This window comes from Pseudomonas sp. CFBP 8772, assembly GCF_014841665.1.
Taxonomy (GTDB): domain Bacteria; phylum Pseudomonadota; class Gammaproteobacteria; order Pseudomonadales; family Pseudomonadaceae; genus Aquipseudomonas; species Aquipseudomonas graminis_B.
On sequence record NZ_JACYUI010000001.1, the window covers coordinates 390433 to 416195 of the forward strand.

The following is a 25763-nucleotide window of genomic DNA, read 5'->3' on the forward strand; positions in this document are numbered from 1 at the left end:
GTAGGACCGGCTTCAGCCGGGAAGAGGCCAGTGTGTGCGCACTGGATTTTGCGGCATGGCTGCTGATGCCTTCCCGGCTGAAGCCGTTCCTACTGAAAGCACACATACACCTGTAGGACTGGCTTCAGCCGGGAAGAGGCCAGCGTGCGCATCCTCGATTTTGCGGCGTGACCGTCGAGGCCCTGTCTGCCAATACCGGCCGCTCCTGGGTTTTCGCCACGGGCGTACTCATCCCGATGAACTTCAGCAGAACCCCATGAGTCAGCATTAAAACGCTCACCATGAGGCTCCACATTCCATGCAGATTTCCTTGAAAGGCCAGGTCGCCCTTGTCACTGGCGCCAGTTCCGGACTGGGTGCTGGCGCGGCCAGAGGGCTCGCAGCGTCAGGCGCGGCAGTGGTCGTCAACTACCACTCGCAGCCCGAACCCGCGCAGAAGCTTGCGCAAGAAATCATCGACGCCGGCGGCCAGGCCATCGCCATAGGCGCCGACGTGTCCAACGAGCAGGACGTGGAGAAACTGTTCGCCGAGACCCTCAAGGCGTTCGGCCGCCTGGACATCCTCGTCGCCAATTCCGGGCTGCAGAAGGATGCCGCCTTCGCCGACCTGACCCTCGAAGACTGGAACACCGTCATCAACGTTAACCTCACGGGCCAGTTCCTCTGCGCCCGCGCTGCGGTGCGGCAGTTCGCCAAACAGGACATCCGCCCCGAGGTGTCCCGCGCCCGGGGCAAGATCATCCACATGAGTTCGGTGCATCAGGTCATCCCCTGGGCCGGCCACGTCAACTACGCCGCCTCTAAGGGCGGCGTCGATCTGTTGATGCGCAGCATTGCGCAAGAGGTCGGCGAGCAGCGCATCCGCGTCAACAGCGTTGCGCCTGGGGCGATTCGCACGGCCATCAACACCAAGGCCACCAGTGGCGACGCCGAGAAGAAACTGCTGGAGCTGATCCCCTACGGTCGCGTGGGCGAGGCCGATGATGTCGCCAATGCCGTTGTCTGGCTGGCGTCGGATGCGTCCGACTATGTGCATGGCACGACGCTGTTCATCGACGGTGGCATGAGCCTCTATCCGGAGTTCCGCAACAATGGCTGAACACTCTCCGATCCCCGATGAACAAGAGCCCCAGAACGCCATCGAAAACCACGGCATCATCGGCGACATGCGCAGCGCCGCGCTGGTGGCCGACACCGGCAGCATCGACTTCTGCTGCTGGCCCGATTTCGACAGCCCGAGTATTTTCACCGCGCTGCTGGACACCCCTGACGCAGGGATTTTCCAGCTGGCGCCGATCTTGCCGGATGCCCGTCGCCAGCAGCTGTATCTGCCGCAAACCAACGTGCTGATGACACGCTGGATCGCCAAGGACGCGGTCGTCGAGGTCACTGACCTGATGCCCATTGCGTCCGAAGTCGACAGCCTGCCGCGCCTGATCCGCCGCATTCATGTTCGTCATGGCCAGGCCGCGGTACGCATGCTCTGCCGGGTGCGCCATGACTACAGCCGGGCTGACACCACCGCGCAGATGGACGGTGAGGACATTCGTTTTGAGGCCGAAGGCCAGCCTGCCATGCGTCTGGCGGCGACCACCGGATTGATGCTCGAAGGCCAGGCCGCAGTGGCAGAGTTCGAGATGAAGCAGGGCGATGTGGTCGAGTTCATGCTCGGCGGTGCCGACGATCCGCTGGTCAAAGCGACCAATTGCGATTGCGATCTGAAAAACACCGTCAACTACTGGCAGCACTGGAGCCGGCACTCCAACTACCGCGGTCGCTGGCGTGAAATGGTCAACCGCTCGGCCCTGGCGCTCAAGCTGCTGACCTCGCGCAAGCATGGCGGTATCGTCGCTGCGGCGACCTTCGGCCTGCCGGAAGAAGAGGGCGGCGAGCGCAACTGGGATTACCGCTACACCTGGATCCGCGACGCGTCGTTCACCGTCTACGCCTTCATGCGCCTGGGGTATACCGAGGAGGCCAACGCTTTCATGCACTGGGTCCGCGACCGCATGGGCGATTGCTGCGAGGACGCCAACAAGCTCGGCATTCTCTACGCACTGGACGGCCGCGAAGAATTGCCCGAAGAGGAACTGGATCACCTCAGCGGCTACGGCGGTGCATCTCCGGTACGCATCGGCAACGAGGCCTACAAGCAAACGCAACTGGACATCTACGGCGAGCTGCTTGACGCGGTGTACCTGGCCAACAAATACGGTGAGGCCATTTCCCACGAGGGCTGGAAGCACGTTACCCGGCTGGTGAACGAGTTGTGCGAAACCTGGAACAGCAAGGACGTCGGGATCTGGGAGATGCGTGGCGACGACCAGCATTTCCTGCATTCGCGGCTGATGTGCTGGGTCGCCCTGGACCGCGCGCTTCGCCTGTCGCTGAAACGTTCCCTGCCGGCACCCTTCGATCGCTGGGACAAGGCGCGCCAAGCCATCCATGACGACATCTGGGACAACTTCTGGGACGCCGACCTGGGCCATTTCGTCCAGCACAAGGGCAGCAAAAACCTCGACGCGTCGATGTTGCTGATGCCACTGGTGCGCTTCGTCGGTGCCAGCGATCCCAAGTGGCTGAAGACCCTGGAGGCTATCGAACGGACGCTGGTGCGCGACGGCATGGTGTTCCGCTATCGCAATGACGATGACCACCAGGATGGCCTTGAAGGTGAGGAAGGCGCGTTCGTGGCCTGTTCGTTCTGGTACGTCGAGTGCCTGGCCCGCGCCGGGCGGGTGGAGCAGGCGCATCTTGAGTTTGAACAACTGCTGCGCTACGCCAACCCGCTGGGTCTGTATGCCGAGGAGTTCGACGCCCACGGCCACCATCTGGGCAACACGCCGCAAGCCCTCAGCCACCTCGCGCTGATCAGTGCGGCGAGTTTTCTGGACCGCAAACTCGAAGGCAGCCAGACCCTCTGGCAGCCCTGACTTCCGGCATTAAAGGAGAAAATCGATGGCTCATGCATTCAAGGTCGGTGACCACGTGCGCTGGAATTCCGAGGCCGGGCACGCCGTCGGCAAAGTCACCAAGGTGCACACCAAGGAGGTGGAGTTCATGGGCCGTCATCGCCATGCCTCACCCGATGCGCCGCAGTACGAGGTCAAGAGTGACAAGACCGGCCACCTGGCGATGCACAAGGAGGACGCGCTGGAAAAGGCGTGAGCTTCGCTTCTTCGCTGTCGAGGGGATCCGGATACGAAAACGCAGCGATGATGGTCATCATCGCTGCGTTTTTTTGTGGCGGTGATCGGTGCCGTTACGGAATCAGGCGCTGTGCCCGCAACGTATCGAACACGTCAAAGAACGCCTGGTCGCTGGCTTGAAACGCGTTAAAGCCCAGGGCTCGGCTTTTCGACATGTCGGTCACCACTTCGATCGGGCGGCCGAGGTCGGCATCGGTGTGCCATGGCGAAATGAGGCGCGTGATGTCGGCTTCTTTCAGACCGTGAGTGCGGACCAGTTCGTCCCATGCGGCCTGATCGTTTGCCATCTGCTCTTCCAGTGGGGAAACCTTCTCCGGGAATTCGGCAGGGTGCACACCGAAGTACTCGGCGATCTGGCCCCACATCCACTTCCAGCGAAACACGTCGCCGTTGGTGATGTTAAATGCCTGGTCCGCCGCAGCGGGCGTGGTCGCCGCCCACAGTTGCTGTTTGGCCAGTTGCCGGGCGTCGGTCATGTCGGTGAGGCTGTCCCACTGCATGGGGGAGCCGGGGAACACGAACGGGCGGCCGGTCGCTTTGCAGATCGACGCATACACGGCGAGGGTGGTCGCCATGTTCATCGCATTGCCCACCGCGACGCCGGTGACGGTGTGCGGACGGTGCACGCTCCAGGTAAAGCCATCGCGTTTGGCGGCGGCAAAGACCTCATCTTCCTGGGCGTAGTAAAAGTTCTCGATGTCCAGCCGACCCTGGGACTCGCGGAACGGGGTCTGCGGCAGGGTGCCTTTGCCGTAGGCTTCGAACGGGCCAAGGTAATGCTTCAGTCCGGTGACCAGCGCGACATGTTTGACGCTCTTCGCCGGGCTCAGGGCGTCCAGCACGTTGCGCACCATGGCCGCGTTGACGCGAATGTTTTCGGCTTCGGTCGCCTGACGCGACCAGGTGGTAAGGAAGACGTGGCTCGGTTTGAGGTCCGCGAGGGCCTGCTTGACCGATGCCGGGTCTTGCAGATCCGCTGCGACGGGGATCACGCCCGGCGTTTGCGAGGGACGGCGGGAAAGAGCGGCCACCTGCCAACCGTTATCGAGCAACAGTTGAGTGGTTGCGCTGCCGACGATGCCGCTGGCGCCGACGACCAAGGCCGTTTGAGTCATGGGGGTCTCCTGATTGATCGAGTGGAACGGGCTTCATAATCATCAGCCCTCAGGTTTCAGAACGGCAGCGGCGTCGATAGGTTCACCGCGATTGGCCGGGTGCGACCTCACACCGCGCTTGATCACCCGACCAGTCGCGCCGCGCCATACATGCCGATGGCAAAGATTATGTGCCCGACCACGTTTTGCAGCCGCGCCACGGTCGGCTGCGGTGCCTTGTTGCAGGCGACCCCGACACCCATGCCGGGCTGCAGGATGAACCAGCCGGCGCCGACGGTGACCAGCCCGACGATCAGGGCCGGCAGGAAGGTCGGCCCATGCGCCCATTGCACGCCCCAGATGAATAACAGCGCGGCGGCGAACAGCACGCCGACGGTGTAATGCATGAACCAGCCAATCGCCAGTTCATTGGGGACGGGAGGGGAAGTACCGATGCCATTGCGGTGCACGAACTGTCCCTTGGGCATCCCGGCAAACCAGCGCCCGACGAGGTGCCAGGGCGGGGTCGGCAAACCCAGCACCGCTTTCAGCAACAACGCCCAGAGATCCAGCAGCGCAGTGCCGCCCATGCCGATGAGAATTGCCAGGTAAATGAATTCGAACATGTCCGTCCCTGCGTCGATGGGCGAGTGATGGGCGGACACGTTAGCAGTTTTGTCAGAGAAAGCGCGCCGGTTGACTGAACGCGACGCCTTGGTGGGACCGGCTTCAGCCGGGAAGAGGCCTGCATGAACACCGTGAGATCTGCAGTGCGACATCCGACGCCTTCCCGGCTAAAGCCGGTCCCACATTCAGGTTCGCAGCCAGTCCCATTGACTGAACGCAATGCCCTTAGTGGGACCGGCTTCAGCCGGGAAGAGGCCTGCATGAACACCGTGAGATCTGCAGTGTGACATCTGACGCCTTCCCGGCTAAAGCCGGTTCCACATTAACGGCCGCTCAAGCGCTTACCAGCGGTCATTGCCCCGACCGTGGTCAAAACCTCTGCGGTAACCGCCGTCGTAGTAGCCACGGGGCGGCGGTGGCGCGAAGCGACGATATTCGACTCGCTCACGCACTGGCACATAGACAACCTGCTGGTACTGCGGCTGATAACGCGGCGCGTAGCGCGGTTGCGGGCGGTAATCCTGATAGCGATCGTGTCGGTCGTGGCTGGACTGACTGATCACCGCGGCCAGTACGGCACCCACGGCGGCCCCGGCGATGACGGGCACAATCACGTTGCGTTCGCTGGCGCACGCCGCACCGGCGCTGGCGAGCAGACCGGACAGGATCAGGGCTTGGGTCATCTTGGACATCATGGTGTCTCCTTTGGCGAAAGAGTGGGTTCGCCATGGACGTATGAAACACCGGATCCGTGTAAACCCACGTCTAGGATCGGTAAAGGTTGCGTAAACCCGCGTCGAGCTCGAAACGACCCGTGGCGCAGGCCTGGGCCTCTGGTTTTGCCTCCCGACGCATACCATCCCTGCGCGGAACCCGCAAAAACAACGACCGCCGATCAGCCAGCGGCCTTGCGGGCGAAACCTCCGGCGACAAGTTGAATCAACTGGTTACGTATGTGAGGGTGAGGGGAAGTAAAATGGTGACCGACGATCTCGTCCGGTGGAACAGCCACTGGTGGCTAAATGACCACACTGTGTTGTGCAGGACCTGCAAGGCCCGGCAGAGCGAAGCAGAACGGGAAGCGACGTTTGTGCATTTGCCGACGTGTGGCTATGCCCGCGAATCCGCGCACCCCTGGGATGAGCTCGACGCCAGTTGCGGACTGCAGACCTCGCACTGAACCTCGCCGCCCCTCACCGCGCCGCAACTGTTCTGAACATCAGGCTTGGGGCCTGGCCGGGTACGTCATCGAGCTCGCCGCAGCGTTGCATGCCGATTTTCTCCAGCACGCGGATCGATGCAGCGTGGGTCGGCCGCACGTAACCCAGCACCTCATCCAGCCTCAGCGTCGAGAATCCGTGTTCCAGCGCGGCCAGGCCCATCTCCGTGGCAAACCCCCGTCCCCACGCCTCAACGGCAAATCGATAGCCCAGATTGACCCGCTGCTCGCCCATAAAATCATGTAGCCCGATGCCGCCGAAGCCGATGATGTGTTCGGGCGCATCCTTGCGCGCAATCGCCCACCAGCCGAAGCCGTGCGCCTGCCAGTGCTCGATCCAGCGTCCCAGCATGGCGGCTGCCTGGGCCTCATCAGTCATGGGCCCCGAAGGGTTGAACAACTGGGTCCGCGGATCGGTGTAGATGGCGAACAGGCGGGCAAGATCTTCAGGGTCAGGGGCGCGGTAGATCAGATGAGGGCTGCTCATGGGCATGGCCGGTGTTCCTTCGGTGAGCCTTCACTGTGTGGGCAGCGGATCGCTGCCGTTGACACTCTGATCTACCAGCTGAATGCGGTTGCGTCCACCCCGTTTCGATTCATACAAGGCCGCATCGCTGCGCTCGATCAACGCCGCCAGGTTGGGCGGCGGTTGGCTGAACAGGCTGGCGCCGATGCTCAACGTCACGGGCTGGGGCGTGGAAAAGGTTGCCGAGGCCGTCGCGTGAAAGGCCTCACGCAGCGTGCTCCCTACGGCCAGCAAGTGCTCGCTGGACGTGTCACTGAGCAACACCACGAATTCGTCACCGCCCAAGCGCGCTGCCAGCGACCCCTGGGGCAAGGCCGCACGGATGATGTCGCTGAGCGCGACCAGCAGCCGGTCGCCGGCGCTGTGGCCGTAGAGGTCGTTGACAAGTTTGAAATTGTCGACGTCCATCAGCAGCAACGCTGCCGGCCGAGCCTGCGAGACACTTTCCAGCAGACGCTGCCCGCGCATTTCCAGCGCGCGGCGGTTGTACAGCGCCGTCAGCGGATCCCGCGCCGCCAGCCGGGCCATGCGTTTTTCCCGGCGATGACGCTCCGAGCCGGTCATCGACAGGGCGATCAGCATCACCGCCATCGTCCCTTCGACCAGCGAAATCTGGATGATCTCGCCACGAAAGGCCGCCAGATCGATCAGCGTGCCAGGCACCACCGCTGTGACCGCCTTGGAAAAATAGAACAGGCCGTGGACCAGCAGCACATAGCGCAACTGCACCGCGCCGACGCTCAGGGACTTGCCGTGGGGGCGCAGCAGCCCGCTGGCCTTGACCATGAGCAGCGAGATCAACAGCGAGTTGGCGGCCAGCATCACCTTTGACCACCACGGCTGGTCCGGCAGCAGCAACAGCCCGAGCCACAGGACGAAGATCAGGTACCAGGCCTTGGACAGCCGGGCTTCGGTAAACCGCGCAACGCCCAGCAGGAAGAGCCAGTGGGCGGTGACCAGCAAGCCGTTGGCGAACCAGATGCCAATCACCAGAATGCCGCTGCTGCGCAGCAATGCCAGGGTGGAGCCCACCGAAATGGTGGCGAATCCTGCGCTCCAGAACAGCAACGAAGGCCCCCGCACCGTCTGCCATTCCACGGCCAGGTACAGCGCTGCCGCCGCAGCGAGGGCGATGGTGATCGTCAGCAGGGTGGTCGGGTCGAGCGCCATAAGCAGCCTGGTCGGTAAGGAGGGTGGTGGTTGGGCGAATGTCAGCCCTGGCAGGCTTTTTTTCGCAGGCCGATGTGTATCGGCCACCTCGACAAAACTTTAACGCCGGCGCCGTTCCGCTAGAATGGCGCAGACCCGGCCGTCGTTGATCAAGGAAGTCTCCTTGGGGAGCGAACGGGTGCAACCATCGGCACCCCGGGCAGGACGCAAAAGCGAGGCGGCATTGATCGAGCGGCGAGAATTCAGCGGGGGCATGAAGGGCAAGAATCTTCGCTACGTGGATGAGAACAAGCCTGCCCCCTCGGCCCAGACCCGAACCGGCTTCCTGCTGCTCGAACACTTCTCGTTGCCGGCTTTCACCCAGGCTCTGGACACATTCGTCACGGCCAACCTTCTGCGCCCCGAACTGTTCACCTCGCAGACATTCGGCTTGCACGAGGGCGAAGTGATCAGTGATCTGGGGCTCGTCATTCGGCCCGACGCGCGGCTCGACGTCTCGGCGCTGAAGGACCTCGACCTGCTGGTGGTCTGTGGCGGTTATCGCACCGGGCTAAAGGCCGATGAGCGACTGTCTCACCTGCTGACCACGGCTGCCGAGCATGGCATTACCCTCGCCGGGCTGTGGAATGGCGCCTGGTTCCTTGGCGCAGCGGGCCTGCTCGACGGCTACCGGTGCGCGATTCACCCCGAGCACCGCGCCGCCCTGGCGGAGATCTGCAAAGTCAGTGAGGTGACCAGCGAAGCCTTCGTCATCGACCGCGATCGCCTCACCGCCGCCAGCCCTGCTGGGGCGTTTCACATGGCGCTGGAATGGATCAAGACCCTGCACGACAAGGCCCTGATCGAAGGCATCGAGGACATTCTGTCTTTCGAGGAGTCGCGCTATCGGCGGATCAAGCCAAGCCGGCACATGACAGTCAGCGCACCGCTCAAGGAAGTGGTCAAGTTGATGGACGCCAACCTGGAAGAACCCTTGGAGCTTGAGCAACTGGCGGTGTACGCCGGGCGTTCGCGGCGACAGATCGAGCGGCTCTTTCAGGAGCAGTTGGGCACCACCCCGCAACGCTATTACCTGGAATTGCGCATCACCGAGGCCCGGCGCCTGCTGCAGCACACCGAGTTGACCCAGGTGGAGGTGCTGGTGGCCTGCGGGTTTGTCTCGCCGAGCCATTTCAGCAAATGCTACAGCGCCTACTTCGGCTATCGGCCCTCCAAAGAAAAGCGTCTGGTCAAATGAGCGCCGCCTTGATTTACCCGCCCGCCAGCCCAACCCTGTAGGCTTCGTTCTGACAAGGACAGGCAGGCACAGACCAGCACTGCCGGACCCAGGCCTGGCCGCACAGAGACAGCGTCAATGAGTGAAATCAGCACCAAAATAATCACCGTCGAGGGCCATGCCGCCCTCAAGAAAGAGCTCGACTACCTCTGGCGCGAGCACCGCCCTGACATCACGCAAAAAGTGGCGTGGGCCGCTTCCCTGGGGGATCGCAGCGAGAACGCCGATTATCAGTACAACAAGAAGCTGCTGCGCGAGATCGACCGGCGGGTGCGCTACCTGCGCAAACGTCTGGAAGACATGCGCGTGGTTGCCTATTCGCCGGAGCAGGAAGGCCGGGTGTTCTTCGGCGCGTGGGTCGAGGTCGAGGACGAGGAGGGCGAGAGCAAGCGTTTCCGCATCGTCGGTTATGACGAGATCTACGGCCGTATGGACTACATCTCCATCGACTCGCCCATGGCCCGGGCGCTGCTGAAGAAACAAGTCGACGACGAAGTCTCGGTGCCGGTTCCGTCCGGCAGCAAGCAATGGTGGATCACTAAAATCGAATACCTGAACTAGCCGCAGCGTTGCGCTGGCCGGTCTGGCTTCTCGAGCAGACGGTGGCGGGGGATTGCCGCCCACCGTCAGATTCCGCCACTAACCCTCGCGCAGCACTTGCAGGGGACTGGCGTTCAGCGCTCGCCGCGTGCCGAACACGCCTGCGCCGCCGACCAGCAAGGCGCCGATCAGTGGCAGCACCAGCAGCCAGACGTGGGGGTGCCACTGCAGGTTGAAGGCATAGCGGTAGAGGGCAAAGCTCACCAGTTCACAGCCAATCGCCGCCAGCACACCGCTGACCGCCCCGAGCAGACCGAACTCGATGCGCCGGGCCTTGATCAGCAACGCCCGGTTGGCGCCCAGCGCCCGCAGCAGAGCGCCCTGTCGAATCCGCTCATCGAGCGTCGCCTGCAAGCCGGAGAACAACACCGCCATCCCCGCCGCCAGCACGAACAGCAGCACGTACTGCACCGCCATCGTCACCTGATCGAGAATGCTGCGCAGCTGCTCCAGCAACGCTTCCACCTGCAGGATCGTCACGGCCGGGAAGGCCCGGGACAGCTCGACGATCTGCTGATCATTGCCCGGCGCCAGATAGAAACTGGTCAGGTACGTGGCCGGCACGTCCTTGAGGGTGCCGGGCTGGAAGATCATGAAGAAGTTGGGCTGAAAGGTGTCCCAGTTGATGTCGCGCAGGCTGGTGACCTTGACCTCGCGGGTCAGACCGCCGATCACGAAACCGAGGGTGTCGCCCAGTTTCATGTTCAGGCTGTTGGCCAGTTTGGTTTCCACCGACACGCCGGGGACCACGCCCTCCGCAGGCGGCTGATCGCTAGCCCACCACTGGCCGGCGGTGATGCTGTTGCCTTCCGGCATCGTGGCCGCCCACGTCAGGTTGAGGTCGCGCTGGGTGGCGTTTTCGCCACGGGAGTCCTTGGTGACGAACTTGCTCACCGGCTCGCCATTGATGGTCATCAGGCGCCCTGGAATCATCGGGTACAGCGGCGCGCTGTGGGTCGACAGGCGGCCCATGCGTTCAGCGAAATTATCCTTGTCGTTGGGCAGGATATTCAGCGCGAAGTAGTTCGGCGCATCCTTGGGCAGCTGGTTCTGCCAGGTGTCGAGCAGCTCGCCGCGCAGCAGCGCAATCAGTCCCATCGACAGCAGAATCAGCCCGAACGCCAGGGACTGGCCGGCGGCGGCCATGGGATGGCGCAACAGCTGACCCAAGCCCAGACGCCACGGCAGCGAGGCCCCGGCCAGCAAGCGGCGCAGGCTTTTCAGGGCCAGCAGCAATACACCGCCGAGCACCAGCGCCGCGATCAGACCGCCGCCGAGCAGGGCGAACGTCAGCACCAGGTCCAGACTCAAGCGCCACATGATCAGGCCCAGCGCGAACAGCGCCGCGCCATAGACCAGCCACGTGCTGGCCGGGATCGGCAGCATGTCCCGACGCAATACCCGCAGCGGTGGCACGCGACCCAACGCTGCGAGCGGCGGCAGTGCAAAGCCGGCCAGGGCGACGAGCCCGGTGCCGATACCGGCGACTGCCGGCAGCCAGCCACCCGGCGGCACGGCGGCGGGCAGCAGGCTCTCGAGCAGATGAAACAGGCCCAGTTGGGCAAACCAGCCGAGCAGGGCGCCTGCCGCACTGGCCGCAACGCCGAGCATCGCCAGCTGCAAACCGAACAGCACCAGTGCTTCATTGCGCGACAGGCCCAGGCAACGCAGCAGCGCACTGGCATCGAAACGCCGCGCCGCGAAACGCGCCGCCGACAAGGCAACCGCCACGCCGGCCAGCAGCACCGCGACCAGACTGGCCATGTTCAGGTAACGCTCGGCCTTGCCCAGCGCGCCGCCGATCTGTTGATTGCCATCACGGGCGTCGTCGATTTTCTGATTCGGCGCCAACCCGGGTTCGACGGCCTTGCGGTAAGCCGCGAGTTCCTGGGGCGTGCCGCGCCACAGATCTCGATAACTGACGCGGCTGCCGGGCTGCACGACCTTGGTGGCCTCAAGGTCGGCCATGTTGATCATCACCCGGGGCGTCAGGCTGTAGAAGTTGCCGGCGCGGTCGGGCTCGTAGGTCAGCACCCGGGTCAGCTTCAAGGTCTTGGAACCGACGTCGATGCTGTCGCCCACTTTCAAGTTGAGCGCCACCAGGATCCGCGCTTCCGCCCAGGCTTCGCCGGCTTGGGGCTCACCACCAACGGTTTCCGCTTCGTAGGGGGCAGGCGCGCTTTTCAGCTCGCCGCGCAACGGGTACGCCCCATCGACGGCCTTGACGCTGGCCAGCTGGATGCCGTTATCGGTGGCCACCACGCTGGAGAAAATCACGATCTGCGAGTGATCCAGCTTCAGCGCGTTGCCGGCATCGATCTGCGCAGGTGTCGCCGGCGTGGAGCCGCCGAGGATCAGGTCAGCACCGAGAAACTCCGTCGCGCGCAGCAGCATGGCGCTGTTGAGGCGTGCGCCGAAATAGCCGATGGCGGTGCTGGCGGCAACTGCCACCACCAGTGCGAAGAACAGCACGCGCAGCTCGCCGGCGCGGGCATCGCGCATGAGCTGGCGCGCCGCGAGGCTGAGCAGGCGTGAGAAAGGCAGGCGTGCCATCAAGGCTCCATTGGGGCGACCAGTCGGCCACCCTCCAGACGGATCAGGCGCCGGCAACGGTGGGCCAGGCGCTCATCGTGGGTGACCAGCACCAGCGTCGTGTTGCGCTCCTGGTTCAGCTCGAACAGCAGATCGCTGATGCGCTCGCCGGTGTGGCTGTCCAGGTTGCCGGTGGGCTCATCGGCGAACAGCACGTCGGGGTCGGCGGCAAACGCACGGGCGATGGCGACCCGTTGCTGCTCGCCGCCCGACAGTTGCCGTGGTGTGTGGGTCAGGCGCTGACCCAGGCCGACCCGCTCCAGCAGATGCCGGGCCTGATCGCGGGCGTCTTTGCGGCCCTCAAGCTCCATGGGCAGCATGACGTTTTCCAGCGCGTTCAGGCTGTCGAGCAACTGGAAGGACTGGAAGACAAAGCCCACGTGTTCGGCGCGAACCCGGGCGCGCTGATCTTCATCCAGCTCGCTGAGGTTGCGACCGGAGAGGACGACGGAACCGGCGCTGGGCAGGTCGAGACCGGCCAGCAGGCCGAGGAGGGTGGATTTGCCCGAGCCCGACGCGCCGACGATGGCCAGCGTGTCGCCCTTGTTTAGTTCCAGGGAGAGTTCGTGCAGGATGGTCAAGTCACCTTCGGTGCTTGGGACCACTTTGCTGAGGTTCCGAGCACTGAGAATACTTTCGCTCATGGAGAATCCGATGCGTGCGTGGTTTTTAAGTGCTGGCCTGGGTTTGCTGCTGGTATCACAAGGCGCGATGGCAGGCACGGTGCTGATCGTTGGCGATAGTATCAGCGCGGCTTTCGGCCTGGATACCCGGTTGGGTTGGGTCAGTCTGCTGGAACAGCGTCTGGCGAAGGAAGGCTTCAAGGAAAAAGTGGTCAATGCGTCGGTCAGCGGCGACACCAGCGCAGGAGGCCAGGCGCGGCTGCCGTCGCTGCTTGCCGAGCACAAACCGGATCTGGTGATCCTCGAACTGGGCGGTAATGACGGCCTGCGCGGGCAACCGCCGGCGCAATTGCAACAAAACCTTACCGACATGGTTGAGCAGTCCAAAGCGGCGGGGGCCAAGGTGCTCTTGCTGGGGATGAAAATCCCACCGAACTATGGTGAGCGCTACACCACGGCCTTCGCGGCGGTGTACCCGAAAGTCGCTGAGGAGACCAATGTGCCTCTGGTGCCGTTCATGCTGGAAGGGGTTGGCGGCCGGCCTGACATGACCCAGCAAGACGGCATTCACCCCAATGTTCCGGCTCAGCCGTACTTGCTGGATAACGTCTGGCCGGTCCTTAAACCCTTGCTTTAGTCGCGGCTGCAGACATCAGGCATTCGGCGATGGGGTCAAACATCGGGTGCGAGGGACCGCTCATTGCCAGCACGAAGGTTTGCGCCTATGGTGGCCCAAACCTATACAGGACCCAAAAGATGTACAAGAAAGAGCAGTGGCCACTCACGCTGTACTACGACGGTGACTGCCCGCTTTGCGCGCGGGAGATCAAACTCCTGCGTTCCCACGCTTGCGCGAACGCAGAGGCAGGCGCAGACGCAACAACCGCGCGACTGCTGTTCGTCGACATGAGCGAAGAGGGCTTTGATGCACCGGCTCTTGGATTCACCCATGAGCAGATGCAGTCTGTTTTGCATGCCCGTTTCGACGATGGCACCTGGGTCACGGGCCTGGATGCGACGCTCTGGAGCTGGCGCGCAGCCGGGCTTGGCGCCTGGGCTGCGCCACTGTCATGGCGGCCGTTGAGACCGCTGTTGAACCTCGGTTATCGGTTGTTCTGCCGCTTTCGTCCCCGGCTGGCGTGGTTACCTCATCCGGATGGCAGCCGCCTATGCCGCGACGGCAGTTGTACGGTTTCCAGGCCCTCAGACCAAAACCGCTGATTTAAAGGCCTGCAGGCCTTTTCCGGACGGGGGCTTTCGGCTAATGTGGCGCCCCCGCTCTGGAGCCCCCAATGCCGCGCCGTCCTGCCTGGTCCCTTTATGCCTATCAACTGATCGAGCCTGACGAACAGCTCGACCTGTTCGCGTGCCAGGAAATCCTTGTGCATCTGGTCGCTCGCCAGCTCGAACTGGCAGGCTCCGCCGACCGCACGTTGTGCGGCACCTTGTTGCCGGCGCAGCCGCGCTGGTCGGAAGTGCAGCAGACGGTTTATCAGGACGAGCGCCTGTGCCCGCTGTGCCGGGCGATCATCGACGCGCAACGGCGCGGCTGGCACCCGATCTGGCCGGAACTGGAAGCCGGCGTTTAAGGCCACGCGAACACTCCCGGACGCGCAGGGGTGCGTGTACAATCGCGCACAATCAAGCCTTCCGTTTACCAAGGATTCTCCGGATGTTGTCGCGCATTCCAGCTTTCGCCCGCTGTCTGTCGCTCGCTGCGCTGTGCGCGGCCGGCCCCGTCTCCGCCCTGGAGTTTCCGTTGCCGCCGCCCGGTGAGGACATCATCGGCCAGGTGCAGACCGTGACCGCCAAGTACGAAGACACTTTCGCTGACCTGGCCACGCGCTACGACCTGGGTTACCTGGAAATGATCGCCGCCAACCCGGGCGTCGATGCCTGGCTGCCGGGCGCAGGCACCCAGGTGGTGCTGCCGACGCGTTTCATCCTGCCGCCGGGTCCGCGGGAAGGCATCGTCATCAACCTCGCCGAGTACCGTTTGTACTACTACCCGAAAGGCCGGAACGTGGTGTACACCTTCCCGCTGGGTATCGGTCGCGAAGGCTGGGGTTCGCCGGTCTCCACCACCAAGGTCACCGCCAAAACACCGAATCCGACCTGGACGCCGCCTGCGTCTGTCAAGGCCGAGCACGCCGCCGACGGCGATATCCTGCCCAACGTAGTCCCGGCCGGGCCGGACAACCCCCTGGGCCCGTTCAAATTCGGCCTCGGGCTGCCGGGCTACCTGATCCATGGCTCGAACAAGAAGTTCGGCATCGGCATGCGCACCAGTCACGGCTGCTTCCGCATGTACAACAACAACGTGCTGGAAATGGCGGACATGGTCCCGGTGGGCACCACCGTGCGCATCATGAGCGAGCCGTACAAGTTCGGCTTCAGCGGCGGCAAGGTTTACCTCGAAGCGCACACGCCGCTGGACGAAAGCGGCAAGCCGTCGGTGGTCGACAAGCACACCGCCGTGATCAACGCACTGCTCAAGCGCGAAGACCTGGCCAACAGCCTGCGGATCAATTGGGATGAAGTGCGGGACGTGGTGGCTGCCGAAGACGGCATGCCGGTCGAGATTGCCGTGCCGACCACGCCGGCCCCCGTGGTGGGCGAAGCGCCAATGACGCTGCAGTAACGCTGCGACGCCATACGCCGGGCAATAAAAAAGCCGACCCGTTAACGGGTCGGCTTATCAATAATCCCGAGGGATTATTACTTGCGGCTAGCCTTGTCCAACATACGCAGAGCGCGCTCGTTGGCTTCGTCAGCAGTTTGCTGAGCTTTTTGAGCAGCAGCCATAGCTTCATCAGCCTTGCGGTAGGCTTCATCGGCACGGGCTTGCGAACGAGCGGCTGCGTCTTCAGTTGCAGTCAGACGAGCTTCGGTTTCTTTGGATGCGCTGCTGCAACCGGTAGCCAGAACTGCGGCCAGGGCCAGAGCAGAGAATTTCAGAACGTTGTTCATCGTGTTCCCCTTAAAGGACTTCTATCAAATTAGTCATCTCTCGAGAGTGAGAAAACGACCGGCGTACATCTTACTCATTGTTTGTAGTAAGTAAACGGACCGCGCGCAACATCTGCAGAAAATTCTTGGGTTTGAACGGGTTCCGTCAAACTCCTCACGCTTTTTCTTCGCACGCAGAAAGCCCCAGGGCGCAGGTGTCTGTCAGGTGACTCCGGCCCAGGCGATTTCCCACTACCATCCACGTATCGGCGACCATTTTTATATAGTCGATTATCGTGACAGGCGCACCCTTGAGAGCCGTTTAAATGGCCCTCAAGTGACTTGAGTCCGGGCATGGCGTCTCAATGGACATTCGTCGGCGATAACAGGTTCCATGGGGCATGCAGTCAGATGCGCGGCAACGCAATTAACAGTTGATTCACTTGAGCGCATTCGCTCGGGGCGCCTATATTCGCCTGTGCTCAAATTGTTTGAGAACAGCGATGCTCTTCGCGGTGTCCAAACGGCACAGGGTGGCGCAGTCAGCTCTATTGCAGAAGGCCCTATTGCAGAAGCCAATAGTAGTCGTACTGCCTGTAGAGGTTCCTTCGCCGGGAAAATGTCGATAAGGTAAGGGTCCAATTCCAAGACCCGCGAGGAGTAGTGATGAGCGAGGCGTTGTCCATCCACCATGACGAGACCGGTCACCAGTTCGAAGTCAATATCGACGGCTACCGTGCCTATCTGACGTACATGGACCTGGGTAAAGAGACCCTGGATATCTACCGTACGTTCGTTCCCAACGAATTGCGCGGACGTGGGATAGCGGCAGCCTTGACCAAGGTGGCCCTCGACTATGCCGACCGGATCGGCTACACCGTGATTCCTTCGTGCTCCTATGTGGAGCGTTACATGGAGCGCAACCAGCGGCAGGCTGCCAAGATCTGACCGAACCGCGCTTCACACAGTAAAACGCCGAGCATGTGCTCGGCGTTGTCGTTTCTGCAGTACGGTCAGTCGCGTTTGCGCGTTGGCAGTACGTCCTTGAGCTTGGCGTGCATGCTGCGCAGGGTTTTCTCGGTGCTGTCCCAATCGATGCAGGCATCGGTGATGGACACGCCGTATTGCAGGTCGGCGAGGTCTTTGGGAATGGCCTGGCAGCCCCAGTTCAGGTGGCTCTCGACCATAAGTCCGATGATCGACTGGTTGCCTTCGAGAATCTGGTTGGCAACGTTTTCCATCACCAGCGGTTGCAACGCCGGGTCCTTGTTGGAATTGGCGTGGCTGCAATCAACCATGATGTTCGGCTTGATCTTCGCCTTGTTCAGCGCCTGTTCGCACAGGGCAACGCTGACCGAATCGTAGTTGGGCTTGCCGTTGCCGCCGCGCAATACCACGTGACCGTAGGCGTTGCCTTTGGTGGTGACGATGGACACGCCGCCTTCCTGGTTGATACCGAGGAAGCGATGGGGGCTGGACACCGATTGCAGGGCGTTGATGGCCACGGTCAGACCGCCGTCGGTGCCGTTCTTGAAGCCGACTGCCGAGGACAGGCCCGAGGCCATTTCCCGGTGAGTCTGGGACTCAGTGGTGCGCGCGCCGATGGCCGACCAGCTGATCAGGTCCTGCAGGTACTGAGGCGAAATCGGGTCGAGGGCTTCGGTCGCGGTCGGCAGGCCTTTTTCGGCCAGGTCGCGCAGCAACTGACGACCGATGTGCAAGCCATCCTGAATCTTGAAGGAGTCGTCCAGATACGGGTCGTTGATCAGGCCTTTCCAGCCGACAGTGGTGCGTGGCTTCTCGAAATAGACGCGCATGACCAGATACAGTGTGTCGGACACCTCGGCCGCCAGCGCTTTCAGGCGATCGGCGTATTCGTGGGCGGCCTTGAGGTCGTGGATCGAGCAGGGCCCGATCACGATGAACAGGCGGTGATCCTTGCCATCGAGGATGTTGCGGATGACTTCGCGGCTTTGGCTGACAGTGGCCTGGGCGGCGGCGGTCAGCGGGATTTCGCGTTTCAGCTGATCCGGGGTGATCAGTGTCTCGTTGGAAGCAACGTTGAGGTCGTCAATCGGTAAATCAGCCATCGTGTTACTCATCAGGTCACGGATGCTGGCCGCCAGCGTCCCCGTGCGGCGGAGCCGAGCATGATTGAGCGCAACGGGGGAGCCGAACCTTAGCGCGTTAGCCGGTGGTTCGACAATGGGTAAACGTGGCTTTCGTCCAACGGTTGCGGCATTGTCTGACCTGTCTGGGGTTGCGACAGGCATCACCCGAACATCATTCAGAGGAGAAGCGCGTGGATCAATTGCAACTGACGGACTTCGACCTCGACCAGCAACTTCTCAATCTGCCCGGCGTCTCACTGCTGATTTTCACCAGCCTGGGCTGCTCCAGTTGCCGCTGGGCACGGCACCATTTGCCGGAGCAATCGTTGCCGCTGGATCGGCTGTGCTGGATCGATGCCGAAGAAAACGGCGGCGCGGTGGAGCGCTACGGCGTGTTTCATCTGCCGACGATGTTTGTGATACGCGACGGCGCCTTCTTCGGGGCCCTTCGCACGCAGATGTCAGCCGACGCTATTGTCACGGGCCTGGCACACGCGCTGGCGACGCCGCCAGACGAATTACCCTGAAGCGGAGTTTCCATGAGCGAAAGTGCAGCGAGCGAAAGCGCAGTCAAACCCCGGATCGGCATCATCGGCACCGGTGCGATCGGCGGCTTCTATGGCGTGATGCTGGCCCGGGCCGGCTTCGGTGTGCACTTTCTGCTGCGCAGCGAATTCGAGGCCGTCGCCCGCAACGGCCTGCACGTGGACAGTCAGGTGCACGGCCCGTTGGTGCTGGAAAATGTCCAGGCATACGCCTCAGCGGCCGACATGCCGCCCTGCGACTGGCTGCTGGTCGGCGCCAAGACCACCGGCAACGGCGGGGTGGCCAACGCTATCGTCCAAGCCTCGGCGCCAGACGCCAAGGTGTTGCTGCTGCAAAACGGGTTGGGCGTTGAGGACCAATTGCGCGAAGAGCTGCCCGATTCCCTTCATCTATTGGGCGGCCTGTGTTTTGTCTGCGTGCATCGCACAGGGCCGGGTCAGATCACCCATCAGGCCTTTGGAGCCGTGAACATCGGCTACCACAGCGGGCCGGCCGATTTGGCAACGCGCGGGCACTGGGTCGAGCAGGGCGCTTCGCTGTTTCACCAGGCGGGCATTGACTCCGTGGCGATGGACAACCTCGACAAAGCACGCTGGCAGAAACTGGTGTGGAACGTGCCCTACAACGGGCTATCGGTGCTGCTCAACGCCAGCACCACGCCGCTGATGGCTGACGCCGACAGTCGCGCGCTGATCCAGGGCTTGATGGCGGAAGTGGTGCAGGGCGCCGAAGCGTGCGGGCACGTGCTGCCGGAGGGCTACGCCGAGCAATTGCTCAAGGTCACTGGCCAGATGCCGGATTACCGGCCGAGCATGTACCACGACTTCACCGAAAAACGCCCGCTGGAACTTGACGCCATCTACGCCCGGCCCCTTGCGGCTGCGCTGGCCGCCGGCTGCGACATGCCCAAGGTGCGCGCCCTGTATCACGCGCTGGCGTTTATTGATCGCGGCAATCGTTGACGGCCAATGCCGTGCGCTTGCCCACCTCCCGCTTTAAGGAAAACTGATGAGCACTGAGCTGAACGTAAAAACCCCGGGGAGCAAGCTGGTGCTGGCGATTTCCTCGCGGGCGCTGTTTGATTTGCGGGAAAGCCATGACGTTTATATGGCCAGCGGCGTCGCTGCCTATCGCCAGTACCAGATCGACCACGAGGACGAAATCCTTGAGCCCGGTGATGCGTTCCGGCTGGTGGAAAAACTGCTCAGCCTGAACGCCAGCCTGAACCAGTCCCGGGTGGAAGTGGTGCTGGTCTCGCGCAACAGTGCCGACACCGGCTTGCGCGTATTCAATTCGATTCAGCACTACGGCCTCGACATTTCCCGCGCGGCGTTCGTCGGCGGCCGCAGTCCGTTTCCGTATCTGGCCGCTTTCGGCAGTCATCTGTTCCTGTCCACCCACGCCGAAGACGTGCGCAGCGCGCTGGACGCCGGATTCGCCGCGGCAACCATCCTCTCCGGCGGCGCCCGTCGCGCGGCCAGTGCCGAGCTGCGCATCGCCTTCGACGGCGACGCGGTGCTGTTCTCCGATGAGTCCGAGCGCGTGTATCAGTCCGGAGGGCTTGAGGCGTTTCAGGCCAATGAGCGCGAAGCGGCGCGACGGCCCTTGCCCGGCGGCCCGTTCAAACCCTTTCTCGCGGCATTGAACGCCTTGCAGCGTGAATTCCCTGAAGAGTCCTGCCCGATTCGCACGGCATTGGTCACCGCGCGCTCGGCGCCGGCTCACGAGCGGGTCATCCGCACACTGCGCGAGTGGGACATTCGTCTGGATGAGTCGCTGTTCCTCGGCGGCCTGGACAAATCGGCGTTTCTCGAAGCCTTCGCGGCGGACGTGTTCTTCGACGATCAGCCGGGCCACTGTGAGCGCGCGCGGGAAGTGGTGGCGACCGGGCATGTGCCCCACGGCATCAGCAACGAGCTAAAACCTTGAGGCGTTAGACCGAAAAGCAGCAGTCGGGCCGCCTGAGTGCGCGGCGCGCTGCTACGCTGATTAAGTCTTCACTTCAAAGGCTGTCCGGGGGTCCCATGATCCGCTCGATGCTCTACGCCACGGACCTCGGTGCTTATGCGCCGTATACCCTGCAGCACGCGCTGGTGCTGGCACGGACCTTCGATGCCGAGCTGCACGTTGTGCATGTGGTGGAGCCCATGGGCCTGTTTGCCGAGTCCGTGTTGCAGAGTTATCTTGCCGCCGACGTGCTCAAAGAGCTGCACAGTGAGGGCGTCAACACGGTGATCGATGGCATTGAGGCGCGGGTCATGGACAGCTTTCGTGAAGAACTGGGGGAGGGGCATGAGGACCTTGCCCTGATTCGCAGCGTTCGCGTGGTCCAAGGCGATCCATCCAATGTGATACTCGATCAGGCGCGCCTGCTCAGCGTCGACCTGCTTGTGGTGGGCAGTCGCAGCCACGGCGGGGAGGGGGATACGCCGATTGGCCGGACGGCGGCGCGAGTCCTGCAACTGTCCGACGTGCCGGTGTACATGGTGCCGATGCTGCACAGGCACACACCGAGGTGATCGCATTCCGGGAATGTGCCAAGGGCGTCAAAAGCTGCGTGCCATTACCGGATAAAAGTGATAAAAAGTTCTAGCTTTGCCTTCCTGACCAATAATCCAGTTATATACCGTCGCTGATGCCCGTGGCGTCTTCCGGCTTTGAGGGATACATATGAAGCTTCAACAACTGCGCTACATCTGGGAAGTGGCGCACCACGACCTCAACGTTTCAGCGACCGCGCAAAGCCTCTACACCTCGCAGCCGGGCATCAGCAAGCAGATCCGCCTGCTGGAAGACGAGTTGGGCGTCGAGGTCTTCGCCCGCAGCGGCAAGCACCTGACCCGCGTCACCCCGGCAGGCGAGCGCATTATCACGACCGCCGGCGAGATCCTGCGCAAAGTCGAAAGCATCAAGCAGATTGCCCAGGAATTCTCCAACGAGAAAAAGGGCACGCTGTCCATCGCCACCACCCACACCCAGGCGCGTTACGCGTTGCCGCCGGTGATCAGCAATTTCATCAAGCAGTACCCAGACGTCGCGCTGCACATGCATCAGGGCTCACCGATGCAGATCGCCGAAATGGCCGCCGACGGTACCGTCGATTTCGCTATCGCCACGGAAGCGCTGGAGTTGTTCGGCGATCTGGTGATGATGCCGTGCTACACCTGGAACCGCTGCGTGGTCGTGCCCCAGGGCCACCCGCTGACCAAGGTGCCGAAGCTGACCCTAGAAATACTTGCCGAATATCCCATCGTGACGTACGTGTTCGGGTTCACCGGCCGTTCCAAGCTCGACGAGGCGTTCAGTCACCGTGGGCTGACGCCGAAAGTGGTGTTCACCGCCGCCGACGCTGACGTGATCAAGACGTACGTGAGACTGGGATTAGGCGTCGGCATCGTCGCGAAAATGGCCGTCGATCCGAAGCTGGACAGCGATCTGGTGGTGCTCGACGCCAGCGAATTGTTCGAAGCCAGCGTGACCAAGATCGGTTTCCGCCGCGGCACCTTTCTGCGCGGTTTCATGTGCGATTTCATCGAGAAGTTCGCCCCGCACCTGACCCGCGACGTCATGGCCAAAGCCATTCAGTGCCACAATAAGCAGGAACTGGAAGAGCTGTTTGCCGGGGTTGAACTGCCCGAGCACTGAGAGGCGGCGTGCGCAAAACCTGTAGGAGTGAGCTTGCTCGCGATGCGTCGGGTCAGACGCTGAATGGCGCGTGCCAGACCGTCATCGCGAGCAAGCTCACTCCTACAAGGTTGCGATCTGCTCTCAGGACTTCGCGATCATATTTCCCGCATGCAGCCCGCATTCCTTCTGTGTCGCTTCTTCCCACCACCAGCGGCCTTCGCGTTCGTGCTGATTCGGCAGGACCGGGCGCGTGCAGGGTTCGCAGCCGATGCTGATGAACCCGCGCTCGTGCAGGCTGTTGAACGGCAGTTCGAGCATGCGGATGTAATTCCACACGTCAGCGCTGCTCATCTGGGCCAGCGGGTTGAATTTGTACAGCGTGCGTTCCGGGGTCGAGAACGCGCTGTCGATTTCCACCACCGCCACGTTGTTGCGCGTGCTCGGGCTCTGGTCGCGACGCTGACCGGTGGCCCAGGAGGTAACGCCGGACAGCTTGCGGCGCAACGGCTCGATCTTGCGGATCCCGCAGCACTCGCCATGGCCGTCGCGGTAGAAGCTGAACAAGCCCTTTTCCTTGACCATCGGCTCGAGCTTTTCGCGGTCCGGGCTGACGATGTCGATGTCAATTTTGTACTGCTCGCGGACCTGATCGATGAAGCGATAGGTCTCCGGGTGCAGCCGGCCGGTGTCCAGGCTAAACACCTTGACGTTCTTGTTGATTTTCCAGGCCATGTCCACCAGCACCACGTCCTCCGCGCCACTGAAGGAAATCCACAGGTCGTCGCCGAAGTGCTGGAAAGCAAATTTGAGGATGTCGGACGGGGATTTGTTGGCGAAGGTGGCGGCGATGTCGTCGACGTCGAAAGGGTGGTTCATCTGGGCGGCTTCCTGATCAGGGCTGGCGCTTAAGCGCTCGTAATGGCGCAGATGGTAACAAAAAACGTCGGGGCGTTTGGCTGAAAGCGAGGAGAGCACGGGTGCTATGGCGGGCGGCAAACCTGTCGGGTTGCCACCCCGGTCACTCCCACAGGGTTGCATTCCCCGCCATACATCACCTAAAGGCTGCCACCCGAAACGGACAGGTTCACCGTCCTGATCACATCCCCTCCAGCGTTTGCATCAACACCCGCACTTTGGTGAAGGTCTCCTGATATTCCGCCTCCCACTGCGAATCAGCGACGATCCCGCCGCCGCCCCAACACGCAACCTGGCCGTCTTTTGCCAGCAGACTGCGGATGGCGATGGAGCTGTCCATGCTGCCGCGCACGTCCAGGTACATCAACGAGCCGCAATACAAGGCCCGACGGTTGGGCTCCAGTTCGTCGATGATCTGCATCGCGCGGATCTTCGGCGCGCCGGTGATCGAGCCGCCGGGAAAACTGCCGCCAATCAGGTCCAGCGCATCCTTGCCGTCGGCCAGTTCGCCGGTGACGGCGCTGACCAGGTGATGCACGTTGGGATAGCTCTCGAGACTGAACAGCTCCGGCACCTTCACTGAACCGATCCGGCAGGTTCGCCCCAGATCGTTGCGCAGCAGGTCGACGATCATCAGGTTTTCGGCACGGTCTTTCGCACTCGCAAGCAGCGCTTGAGCGAATGCGGCGTCCTCAACGGCATCTCGCCCTCTCGGCCGCGTGCCTTTGATCGGCCGGGTCTCGACCTGACGCTGACTGACTTTGACGAACCGCTCCGGCGACAGGCTCAACACCGCATCCCCCTCTGGCAGGGCCAGATACCCGGCGAACGGCGTGGGGCAGGCCACCCGCAGTGCTTGATACGCCGCCCACGGATCACCGAGGTACTGCGCACGAAAGCGCTGGGCGAAATTGACCTGATAGCAGTCGCCGGCCTGAATGTAGGCGTGAATCCGCTCGATGGCCTGCCGGTACTGCTCGGCATTGATGTCCGGCGCGAAGGGCGCTGTCAGCGTGAACGATGGTGCCGGTTGCGCCACGGGTTGCTCGAACAGCGCGATCAGACGCTGGCGTTCGGCGTGATCAAGGGCGGGGTGAAAGACCAGCTGGCTGGTGTGGTCGTGGTGATCGCTGATCAGCGCCCAGGCGTAGAGGCCCAACCGCGCGGCGGGCAGCTGCAGGTCATCGGTAGCCTGATCGGGCAGGGGCTCGAACAGACGGCCGAAGTCATACGCCAGGTAACCGATCAACCCACCGGCGAATGGCAGCGCGCAGTGCTCGGGCAGATCAGCTTCACCGAGCCGGGCCAGTGATTCACGCAGGCGCTGGAGAAAGCCCGGACCGGATTCGTCCGCCACCGGCTGCAGGGTTTCCAGCGGCCAGGCGCTGATCAGATCGAAGCGGCCACGGTCCGCAGTCGGGCGACCGCTGTCCAGCAGCACGGCGCCCGGGGCACCGCGCACGTGGGCGAAGTAACCGCTGGGGTCGGCGTAATAGGGCAGTGGGTGTACAGAGCAAGTTGGCATGCGAGGCGTGGATCAGTCAGTGCGCGAGGACGGCGATTGTAGTCTTCCCCAAGGGCGAGTCCTAGGGGGAAGGCGCAGTCGCTGGCGGCTCACCGTGCAAAATTCGTTGGGCCTCCTCCGGCGTCAGCGGGTAATCGAAAAAGCGCCGGTAGAAGTCCATCGTCTGTGCCGCCATGTTCACGTCCGGGAACAAAGCGGGATGCAGCTGCTGCGCCGCCCAGGCGACCTGGAGCGCGACTTCGGTGCCGTACCGATCCCACGGGAAAACTCCGGCCGGATTGCGCAGGACGCGCCCGTTGCGCACGGCCTCAAGCTGGTTCAGCAGTTGCGGTTGCGCTGCTTGGTCCAGCCGGCCTGCGTTGGCAGCGAGAATGACGACATCCGGCTGCCAGGCCAGCAACTGCTCTGCCGACACGATTTGCAGGTTGCCCTTGAGTCCCGTCGCGGCATTGCGGCCTCCGGCGAGCTTGATCCAGTCGTCGATCAGCGTGTCGGCGCCGTCCACTTTCAGCGGATTGACCGAGGCGATGTGCAGCACTTTGGGCCGCTGCTCCGCCGGGATACCCGCGACCACGCGATTGACTGCTGCCAATTGCTGATCCAGAAACCTGTTGTAAGCAATGGCCCGAACGCCGGGTTCTGTGCCGCCAAGGGCTTGAGCGGTGTTGAGCATCGAGCGTTTCAGCCCCGCGAGGTCGGTGTAACCCATCTGCATGACCGGCAGGCCCAGCTGTCGATAGGCGATGGCCTGACGGTCGCCGAGGGCGGTGAACACCAGATCGACGTGCTCGGCGAGCAAAGTTTCGGCATTGAACGCCGTGCCTTCGATGGCCGTGGCCTGGTTCAGCGTTGGCAGGATCTTGAACATCCACGGTTGGCTTTCAGGGTGGTTGACCGTCGCAACGATGCGCGAGCCGGCCCCGAGCGTCATCAGCAGCACGTGATGGGCGTACCAGGCGTCAGCGATACGCGCGGGTTCGCAGGGAAGGCTGACACGTTGGCCGCTATCGTCCTGCACCTGTCCGGGTTTCAGCGAGCTGGCCTGAATGTTCTGCCCAGCGTCACCCGGATCAGCGAAGGCGCAGGCACTCATGCCGGCGAGCAGCACACCGCTCAGCAAGCCTTTTAGCAAATGGCGCATGCCGCCCTGCCGC

The 25763-nt window shown here is 62.7% G+C and carries 27 protein-coding genes; 15 read left to right on the forward strand and 12 right to left on the reverse strand.

The genetic code is table 11. The annotated features are described in order from the left end of the window. Nucleotides 1-298: 298 nt before the first annotated feature. From IFT99_RS01705 to IFT99_RS01715, 3 genes are read left to right on the forward strand one after another with little or no spacing between them, the layout of a single operon-like run. The gene (locus IFT99_RS01705; RefSeq protein ID WP_065988535.1) at nt 299-1099 is read left to right on the forward strand and encodes a glucose 1-dehydrogenase; all 801 of its coding nucleotides are present in this window, start codon (nt 299-301) and stop codon (nt 1097-1099) included. Continuing rightward, on the forward strand, nt 1092-2933 hold the full coding sequence (locus IFT99_RS01710; protein ID WP_192130205.1) for a glycoside hydrolase family 15 protein: 1842 nt from the start codon (nt 1092-1094) through the stop codon (nt 2931-2933). Before IFT99_RS01705 ends, IFT99_RS01710 begins: the two co-directional genes overlap by 8 nt. A 25-nt stretch (nt 2934-2958) precedes the next feature. Beyond that, a complete protein-coding gene (locus IFT99_RS01715; RefSeq protein WP_192130206.1) occupies nt 2959-3168 on the forward strand; it encodes a DUF2945 domain-containing protein in 210 nt (69 codons plus the stop codon). A gap of 94 nt (nt 3169-3262) precedes the next feature. Here IFT99_RS01715 and IFT99_RS01720 read toward each other — a convergent pair whose 3' ends face one another. The 5 genes from IFT99_RS01720 to IFT99_RS01740 form a co-directional block, all read right to left on the reverse strand. Next, nucleotides 3263-4324, reverse strand: a complete 1062-nt coding sequence (locus tag IFT99_RS01720) for an SDR family oxidoreductase (RefSeq protein WP_192130207.1) — start codon at nt 4322-4324, stop codon at nt 3263-3265. A gap of 122 nt (nt 4325-4446) precedes the next feature. After that, nucleotides 4447-4929 carry a DUF2938 family protein gene (locus IFT99_RS01725; protein ID WP_192130208.1) on the reverse strand — a complete coding sequence of 161 codons (483 nt, stop codon included), beginning with the start codon at nt 4927-4929 and terminating at the stop codon, nt 4447-4449. Between the two features lie 342 nt (nt 4930-5271). After that, the gene (locus tag IFT99_RS01730; protein WP_192130209.1) at nt 5272-5625 is read right to left on the reverse strand and encodes a hypothetical protein; all 354 of its coding nucleotides are present in this window, start codon (nt 5623-5625) and stop codon (nt 5272-5274) included. A gap of 498 nt (nt 5626-6123) precedes the next feature. Continuing rightward, a complete protein-coding gene (locus IFT99_RS01735) occupies nt 6124-6642 on the reverse strand; it encodes a GNAT family N-acetyltransferase (RefSeq protein ID WP_192130210.1) in 519 nt (172 codons plus the stop codon). A gap of 24 nt (nt 6643-6666) precedes the next feature. After that, nucleotides 6667-7845 (reverse strand): GGDEF domain-containing protein, encoded by a 1179-nt coding sequence (locus tag IFT99_RS01740; protein WP_192130211.1) that lies wholly within the window; start codon nt 7843-7845, stop codon nt 6667-6669. Nucleotides 7846-8098: 253 nt separating this feature from the next. Here IFT99_RS01740 and IFT99_RS01745 point away from each other — a divergent pair, with 253 nt between their 5' ends. Beyond that, nucleotides 8099-9082 (forward strand): GlxA family transcriptional regulator, encoded by a 984-nt coding sequence (locus IFT99_RS01745; RefSeq protein WP_244656883.1) that lies wholly within the window; start codon nt 8099-8101, stop codon nt 9080-9082. A 126-nt stretch (nt 9083-9208) separates the two neighbouring features. After that, nucleotides 9209-9682 (forward strand): transcription elongation factor GreB, encoded by a 474-nt coding sequence (greB, locus tag IFT99_RS01750; protein WP_065988745.1) that lies wholly within the window; start codon nt 9209-9211, stop codon nt 9680-9682. A 78-nt stretch (nt 9683-9760) separates the two neighbouring features. On the opposite strand, the gene IFT99_RS01755 is transcribed toward greB, so the two are convergent. After that, nucleotides 9761-12274, reverse strand: coding sequence for an ABC transporter permease (locus tag IFT99_RS01755; RefSeq protein ID WP_192130213.1), 2514 nt, complete (start codon nt 12272-12274; stop codon nt 9761-9763). Beyond that, on the reverse strand, nt 12274-12957 hold the full coding sequence (locus IFT99_RS01760; protein ID WP_065988527.1) for an ABC transporter ATP-binding protein: 684 nt from the start codon (nt 12955-12957) through the stop codon (nt 12274-12276). The genes IFT99_RS01755 and IFT99_RS01760 overlap by 1 nt, the downstream gene beginning before the upstream one ends. 10 nt (nt 12958-12967) lie before the next feature. Here IFT99_RS01760 and IFT99_RS01765 point away from each other — a divergent pair, with 10 nt between their 5' ends. From IFT99_RS01765 to IFT99_RS01780, 4 genes are all read left to right on the forward strand, one after another. Further along, entirely contained in the window at nt 12968-13573 is a 606-nt protein-coding gene (locus IFT99_RS01765) for an arylesterase (protein WP_192130214.1), read from the forward strand. A 119-nt stretch (nt 13574-13692) separates the two neighbouring features. Beyond that, nucleotides 13693-14157, forward strand: coding sequence for a thiol-disulfide oxidoreductase DCC family protein (locus tag IFT99_RS01770; protein ID WP_192130215.1), 465 nt, complete (start codon nt 13693-13695; stop codon nt 14155-14157). A 71-nt stretch (nt 14158-14228) separates the two neighbouring features. Continuing rightward, nucleotides 14229-14525 carry a hypothetical protein gene (locus IFT99_RS01775; protein WP_065988524.1) on the forward strand — a complete coding sequence of 99 codons (297 nt, stop codon included), beginning with the start codon at nt 14229-14231 and terminating at the stop codon, nt 14523-14525. 83 nt (nt 14526-14608) lie between these two features. Next, the gene (locus IFT99_RS01780; protein ID WP_192130216.1) at nt 14609-15577 is read left to right on the forward strand and encodes a L,D-transpeptidase family protein; all 969 of its coding nucleotides are present in this window, start codon (nt 14609-14611) and stop codon (nt 15575-15577) included. Nucleotides 15578-15654: 77 nt separating this feature from the next. Here the strand turns inward: IFT99_RS01780 and IFT99_RS01785 are convergent, their stop codons facing one another. Next, nucleotides 15655-15906, reverse strand: coding sequence for an Lpp/OprI family alanine-zipper lipoprotein (locus tag IFT99_RS01785; RefSeq protein WP_065988522.1), 252 nt, complete (start codon nt 15904-15906; stop codon nt 15655-15657). Nucleotides 15907-16551: 645 nt separating this feature from the next. Between IFT99_RS01785 and IFT99_RS01790 the strand changes: the two genes are divergently transcribed. Next, nucleotides 16552-16833: a GNAT family N-acetyltransferase gene (locus IFT99_RS01790; protein WP_065988521.1), complete on the forward strand. Its 282-nt coding sequence runs from the start codon at nt 16552-16554 to the stop codon at nt 16831-16833. A gap of 65 nt (nt 16834-16898) precedes the next feature. Here the strand turns inward: IFT99_RS01790 and IFT99_RS01795 are convergent, their stop codons facing one another. Continuing rightward, nucleotides 16899-17975, reverse strand: a complete 1077-nt coding sequence (locus IFT99_RS01795) for a 3-deoxy-7-phosphoheptulonate synthase (RefSeq protein WP_192130217.1) — start codon at nt 17973-17975, stop codon at nt 16899-16901. A gap of 212 nt (nt 17976-18187) precedes the next feature. Between IFT99_RS01795 and IFT99_RS01800 the strand changes: the two genes are divergently transcribed. The 5 genes from IFT99_RS01800 to cysB all read left to right on the forward strand — a co-directional run bounded on the left by IFT99_RS01800 (nt 18188) and on the right by cysB (nt 22187). Continuing rightward, nucleotides 18188-18523 carry a thioredoxin family protein gene (locus IFT99_RS01800; protein ID WP_244160342.1) on the forward strand — a complete coding sequence of 112 codons (336 nt, stop codon included), beginning with the start codon at nt 18188-18190 and terminating at the stop codon, nt 18521-18523. A gap of 12 nt (nt 18524-18535) precedes the next feature. Continuing rightward, nucleotides 18536-19504 (forward strand): putative 2-dehydropantoate 2-reductase, encoded by a 969-nt coding sequence (locus IFT99_RS01805; RefSeq protein ID WP_192130218.1) that lies wholly within the window; start codon nt 18536-18538, stop codon nt 19502-19504. A 46-nt stretch (nt 19505-19550) separates the two neighbouring features. Continuing rightward, entirely contained in the window at nt 19551-20471 is a 921-nt protein-coding gene (locus IFT99_RS01810; RefSeq protein ID WP_065988518.1) for a 5'-nucleotidase, read from the forward strand. 95 nt (nt 20472-20566) lie between these two features. After that, nucleotides 20567-21061, forward strand: coding sequence for a universal stress protein (locus IFT99_RS01815; RefSeq protein ID WP_065988517.1), 495 nt, complete (start codon nt 20567-20569; stop codon nt 21059-21061). A 151-nt stretch (nt 21062-21212) separates the two neighbouring features. Beyond that, the gene (gene cysB, locus IFT99_RS01820; RefSeq protein WP_122534560.1) at nt 21213-22187 is read left to right on the forward strand and encodes an HTH-type transcriptional regulator CysB; all 975 of its coding nucleotides are present in this window, start codon (nt 21213-21215) and stop codon (nt 22185-22187) included. Between the two features lie 123 nt (nt 22188-22310). Here cysB and IFT99_RS01825 read toward each other — a convergent pair whose 3' ends face one another. From IFT99_RS01825 to IFT99_RS01835, 3 genes are all read right to left on the reverse strand, one after another. Continuing rightward, a complete protein-coding gene (locus IFT99_RS01825; protein ID WP_192130219.1) occupies nt 22311-23045 on the reverse strand; it encodes a phosphoadenylyl-sulfate reductase in 735 nt (244 codons plus the stop codon). 220 nt (nt 23046-23265) lie between these two features. Next, nucleotides 23266-24609 (reverse strand): aminodeoxychorismate synthase component I, encoded by a 1344-nt coding sequence (pabB, locus tag IFT99_RS01830; protein ID WP_192130220.1) that lies wholly within the window; start codon nt 24607-24609, stop codon nt 23266-23268. A gap of 61 nt (nt 24610-24670) precedes the next feature. Then, nucleotides 24671-25750 (reverse strand): ABC transporter substrate-binding protein, encoded by a 1080-nt coding sequence (locus IFT99_RS01835; RefSeq protein WP_192130221.1) that lies wholly within the window; start codon nt 25748-25750, stop codon nt 24671-24673. Between the last annotated feature and the right edge of the window lie 13 nt (nt 25751-25763).

Bases quoted from the DNA above. Each gene is read 5' to 3' on its own strand.
- IFT99_RS01705 (WP_065988535.1), top strand. From the start codon at position 299: ATGCAGATTTCCTTGAAAGGCCAGGTCGCCCTTGTCACTGGCGCCAGT.
- IFT99_RS01710 (WP_192130205.1), top strand. From the start codon at position 1,092: ATGGCTGAACACTCTCCGATCCCCGATGAACAAGAGCCCCAGAACGCC.
- IFT99_RS01715 (WP_192130206.1), top strand. From the start codon at position 2,959: ATGGCTCATGCATTCAAGGTCGGTGACCACGTGCGCTGGAATTCCGAG.
- IFT99_RS01720 (WP_192130207.1), bottom strand. From the start codon at position 4,324: ATGACTCAAACGGCCTTGGTCGTCGGCGCCAGCGGCATCGTCGGCAGC.
- IFT99_RS01725 (WP_192130208.1), bottom strand. From the start codon at position 4,929: ATGTTCGAATTCATTTACCTGGCAATTCTCATCGGCATGGGCGGCACT.
- IFT99_RS01730 (WP_192130209.1), bottom strand. From the start codon at position 5,625: ATGATGTCCAAGATGACCCAAGCCCTGATCCTGTCCGGTCTGCTCGCC.
- IFT99_RS01735 (WP_192130210.1), bottom strand. From the start codon at position 6,642: ATGCCCATGAGCAGCCCTCATCTGATCTACCGCGCCCCTGACCCTGAA.
- IFT99_RS01740 (WP_192130211.1), bottom strand. From the start codon at position 7,845: ATGGCGCTCGACCCGACCACCCTGCTGACGATCACCATCGCCCTCGCT.
- IFT99_RS01745 (WP_244656883.1), top strand. From the start codon at position 8,099: ATGAAGGGCAAGAATCTTCGCTACGTGGATGAGAACAAGCCTGCCCCC.
- IFT99_RS01755 (WP_192130213.1), bottom strand. From the start codon at position 12,274: ATGGCACGCCTGCCTTTCTCACGCCTGCTCAGCCTCGCGGCGCGCCAG.
- IFT99_RS01760 (WP_065988527.1), bottom strand. From the start codon at position 12,957: ATGAGCGAAAGTATTCTCAGTGCTCGGAACCTCAGCAAAGTGGTCCCA.
- IFT99_RS01765 (WP_192130214.1), top strand. From the start codon at position 12,968: ATGCGTGCGTGGTTTTTAAGTGCTGGCCTGGGTTTGCTGCTGGTATCA.
- IFT99_RS01770 (WP_192130215.1), top strand. From the start codon at position 13,693: ATGTACAAGAAAGAGCAGTGGCCACTCACGCTGTACTACGACGGTGAC.
- IFT99_RS01775 (WP_065988524.1), top strand. From the start codon at position 14,229: ATGCCGCGCCGTCCTGCCTGGTCCCTTTATGCCTATCAACTGATCGAG.
- IFT99_RS01780 (WP_192130216.1), top strand. From the start codon at position 14,609: ATGTTGTCGCGCATTCCAGCTTTCGCCCGCTGTCTGTCGCTCGCTGCG.
- IFT99_RS01785 (WP_065988522.1), bottom strand. From the start codon at position 15,906: ATGAACAACGTTCTGAAATTCTCTGCTCTGGCCCTGGCCGCAGTTCTG.
- IFT99_RS01790 (WP_065988521.1), top strand. From the start codon at position 16,552: ATGAGCGAGGCGTTGTCCATCCACCATGACGAGACCGGTCACCAGTTC.
- IFT99_RS01795 (WP_192130217.1), bottom strand. From the start codon at position 17,975: ATGGCTGATTTACCGATTGACGACCTCAACGTTGCTTCCAACGAGACA.
- IFT99_RS01805 (WP_192130218.1), top strand. From the start codon at position 18,536: ATGAGCGAAAGTGCAGCGAGCGAAAGCGCAGTCAAACCCCGGATCGGC.
- IFT99_RS01810 (WP_065988518.1), top strand. From the start codon at position 19,551: ATGAGCACTGAGCTGAACGTAAAAACCCCGGGGAGCAAGCTGGTGCTG.
- IFT99_RS01815 (WP_065988517.1), top strand. From the start codon at position 20,567: ATGATCCGCTCGATGCTCTACGCCACGGACCTCGGTGCTTATGCGCCG.
- cysB (WP_122534560.1), top strand. From the start codon at position 21,213: ATGAAGCTTCAACAACTGCGCTACATCTGGGAAGTGGCGCACCACGAC.
- IFT99_RS01825 (WP_192130219.1), bottom strand. From the start codon at position 23,045: ATGAACCACCCTTTCGACGTCGACGACATCGCCGCCACCTTCGCCAAC.
- pabB (WP_192130220.1), bottom strand. From the start codon at position 24,609: ATGCCAACTTGCTCTGTACACCCACTGCCCTATTACGCCGACCCCAGC.
- IFT99_RS01835 (WP_192130221.1), bottom strand. From the start codon at position 25,750: ATGCGCCATTTGCTAAAAGGCTTGCTGAGCGGTGTGCTGCTCGCCGGC.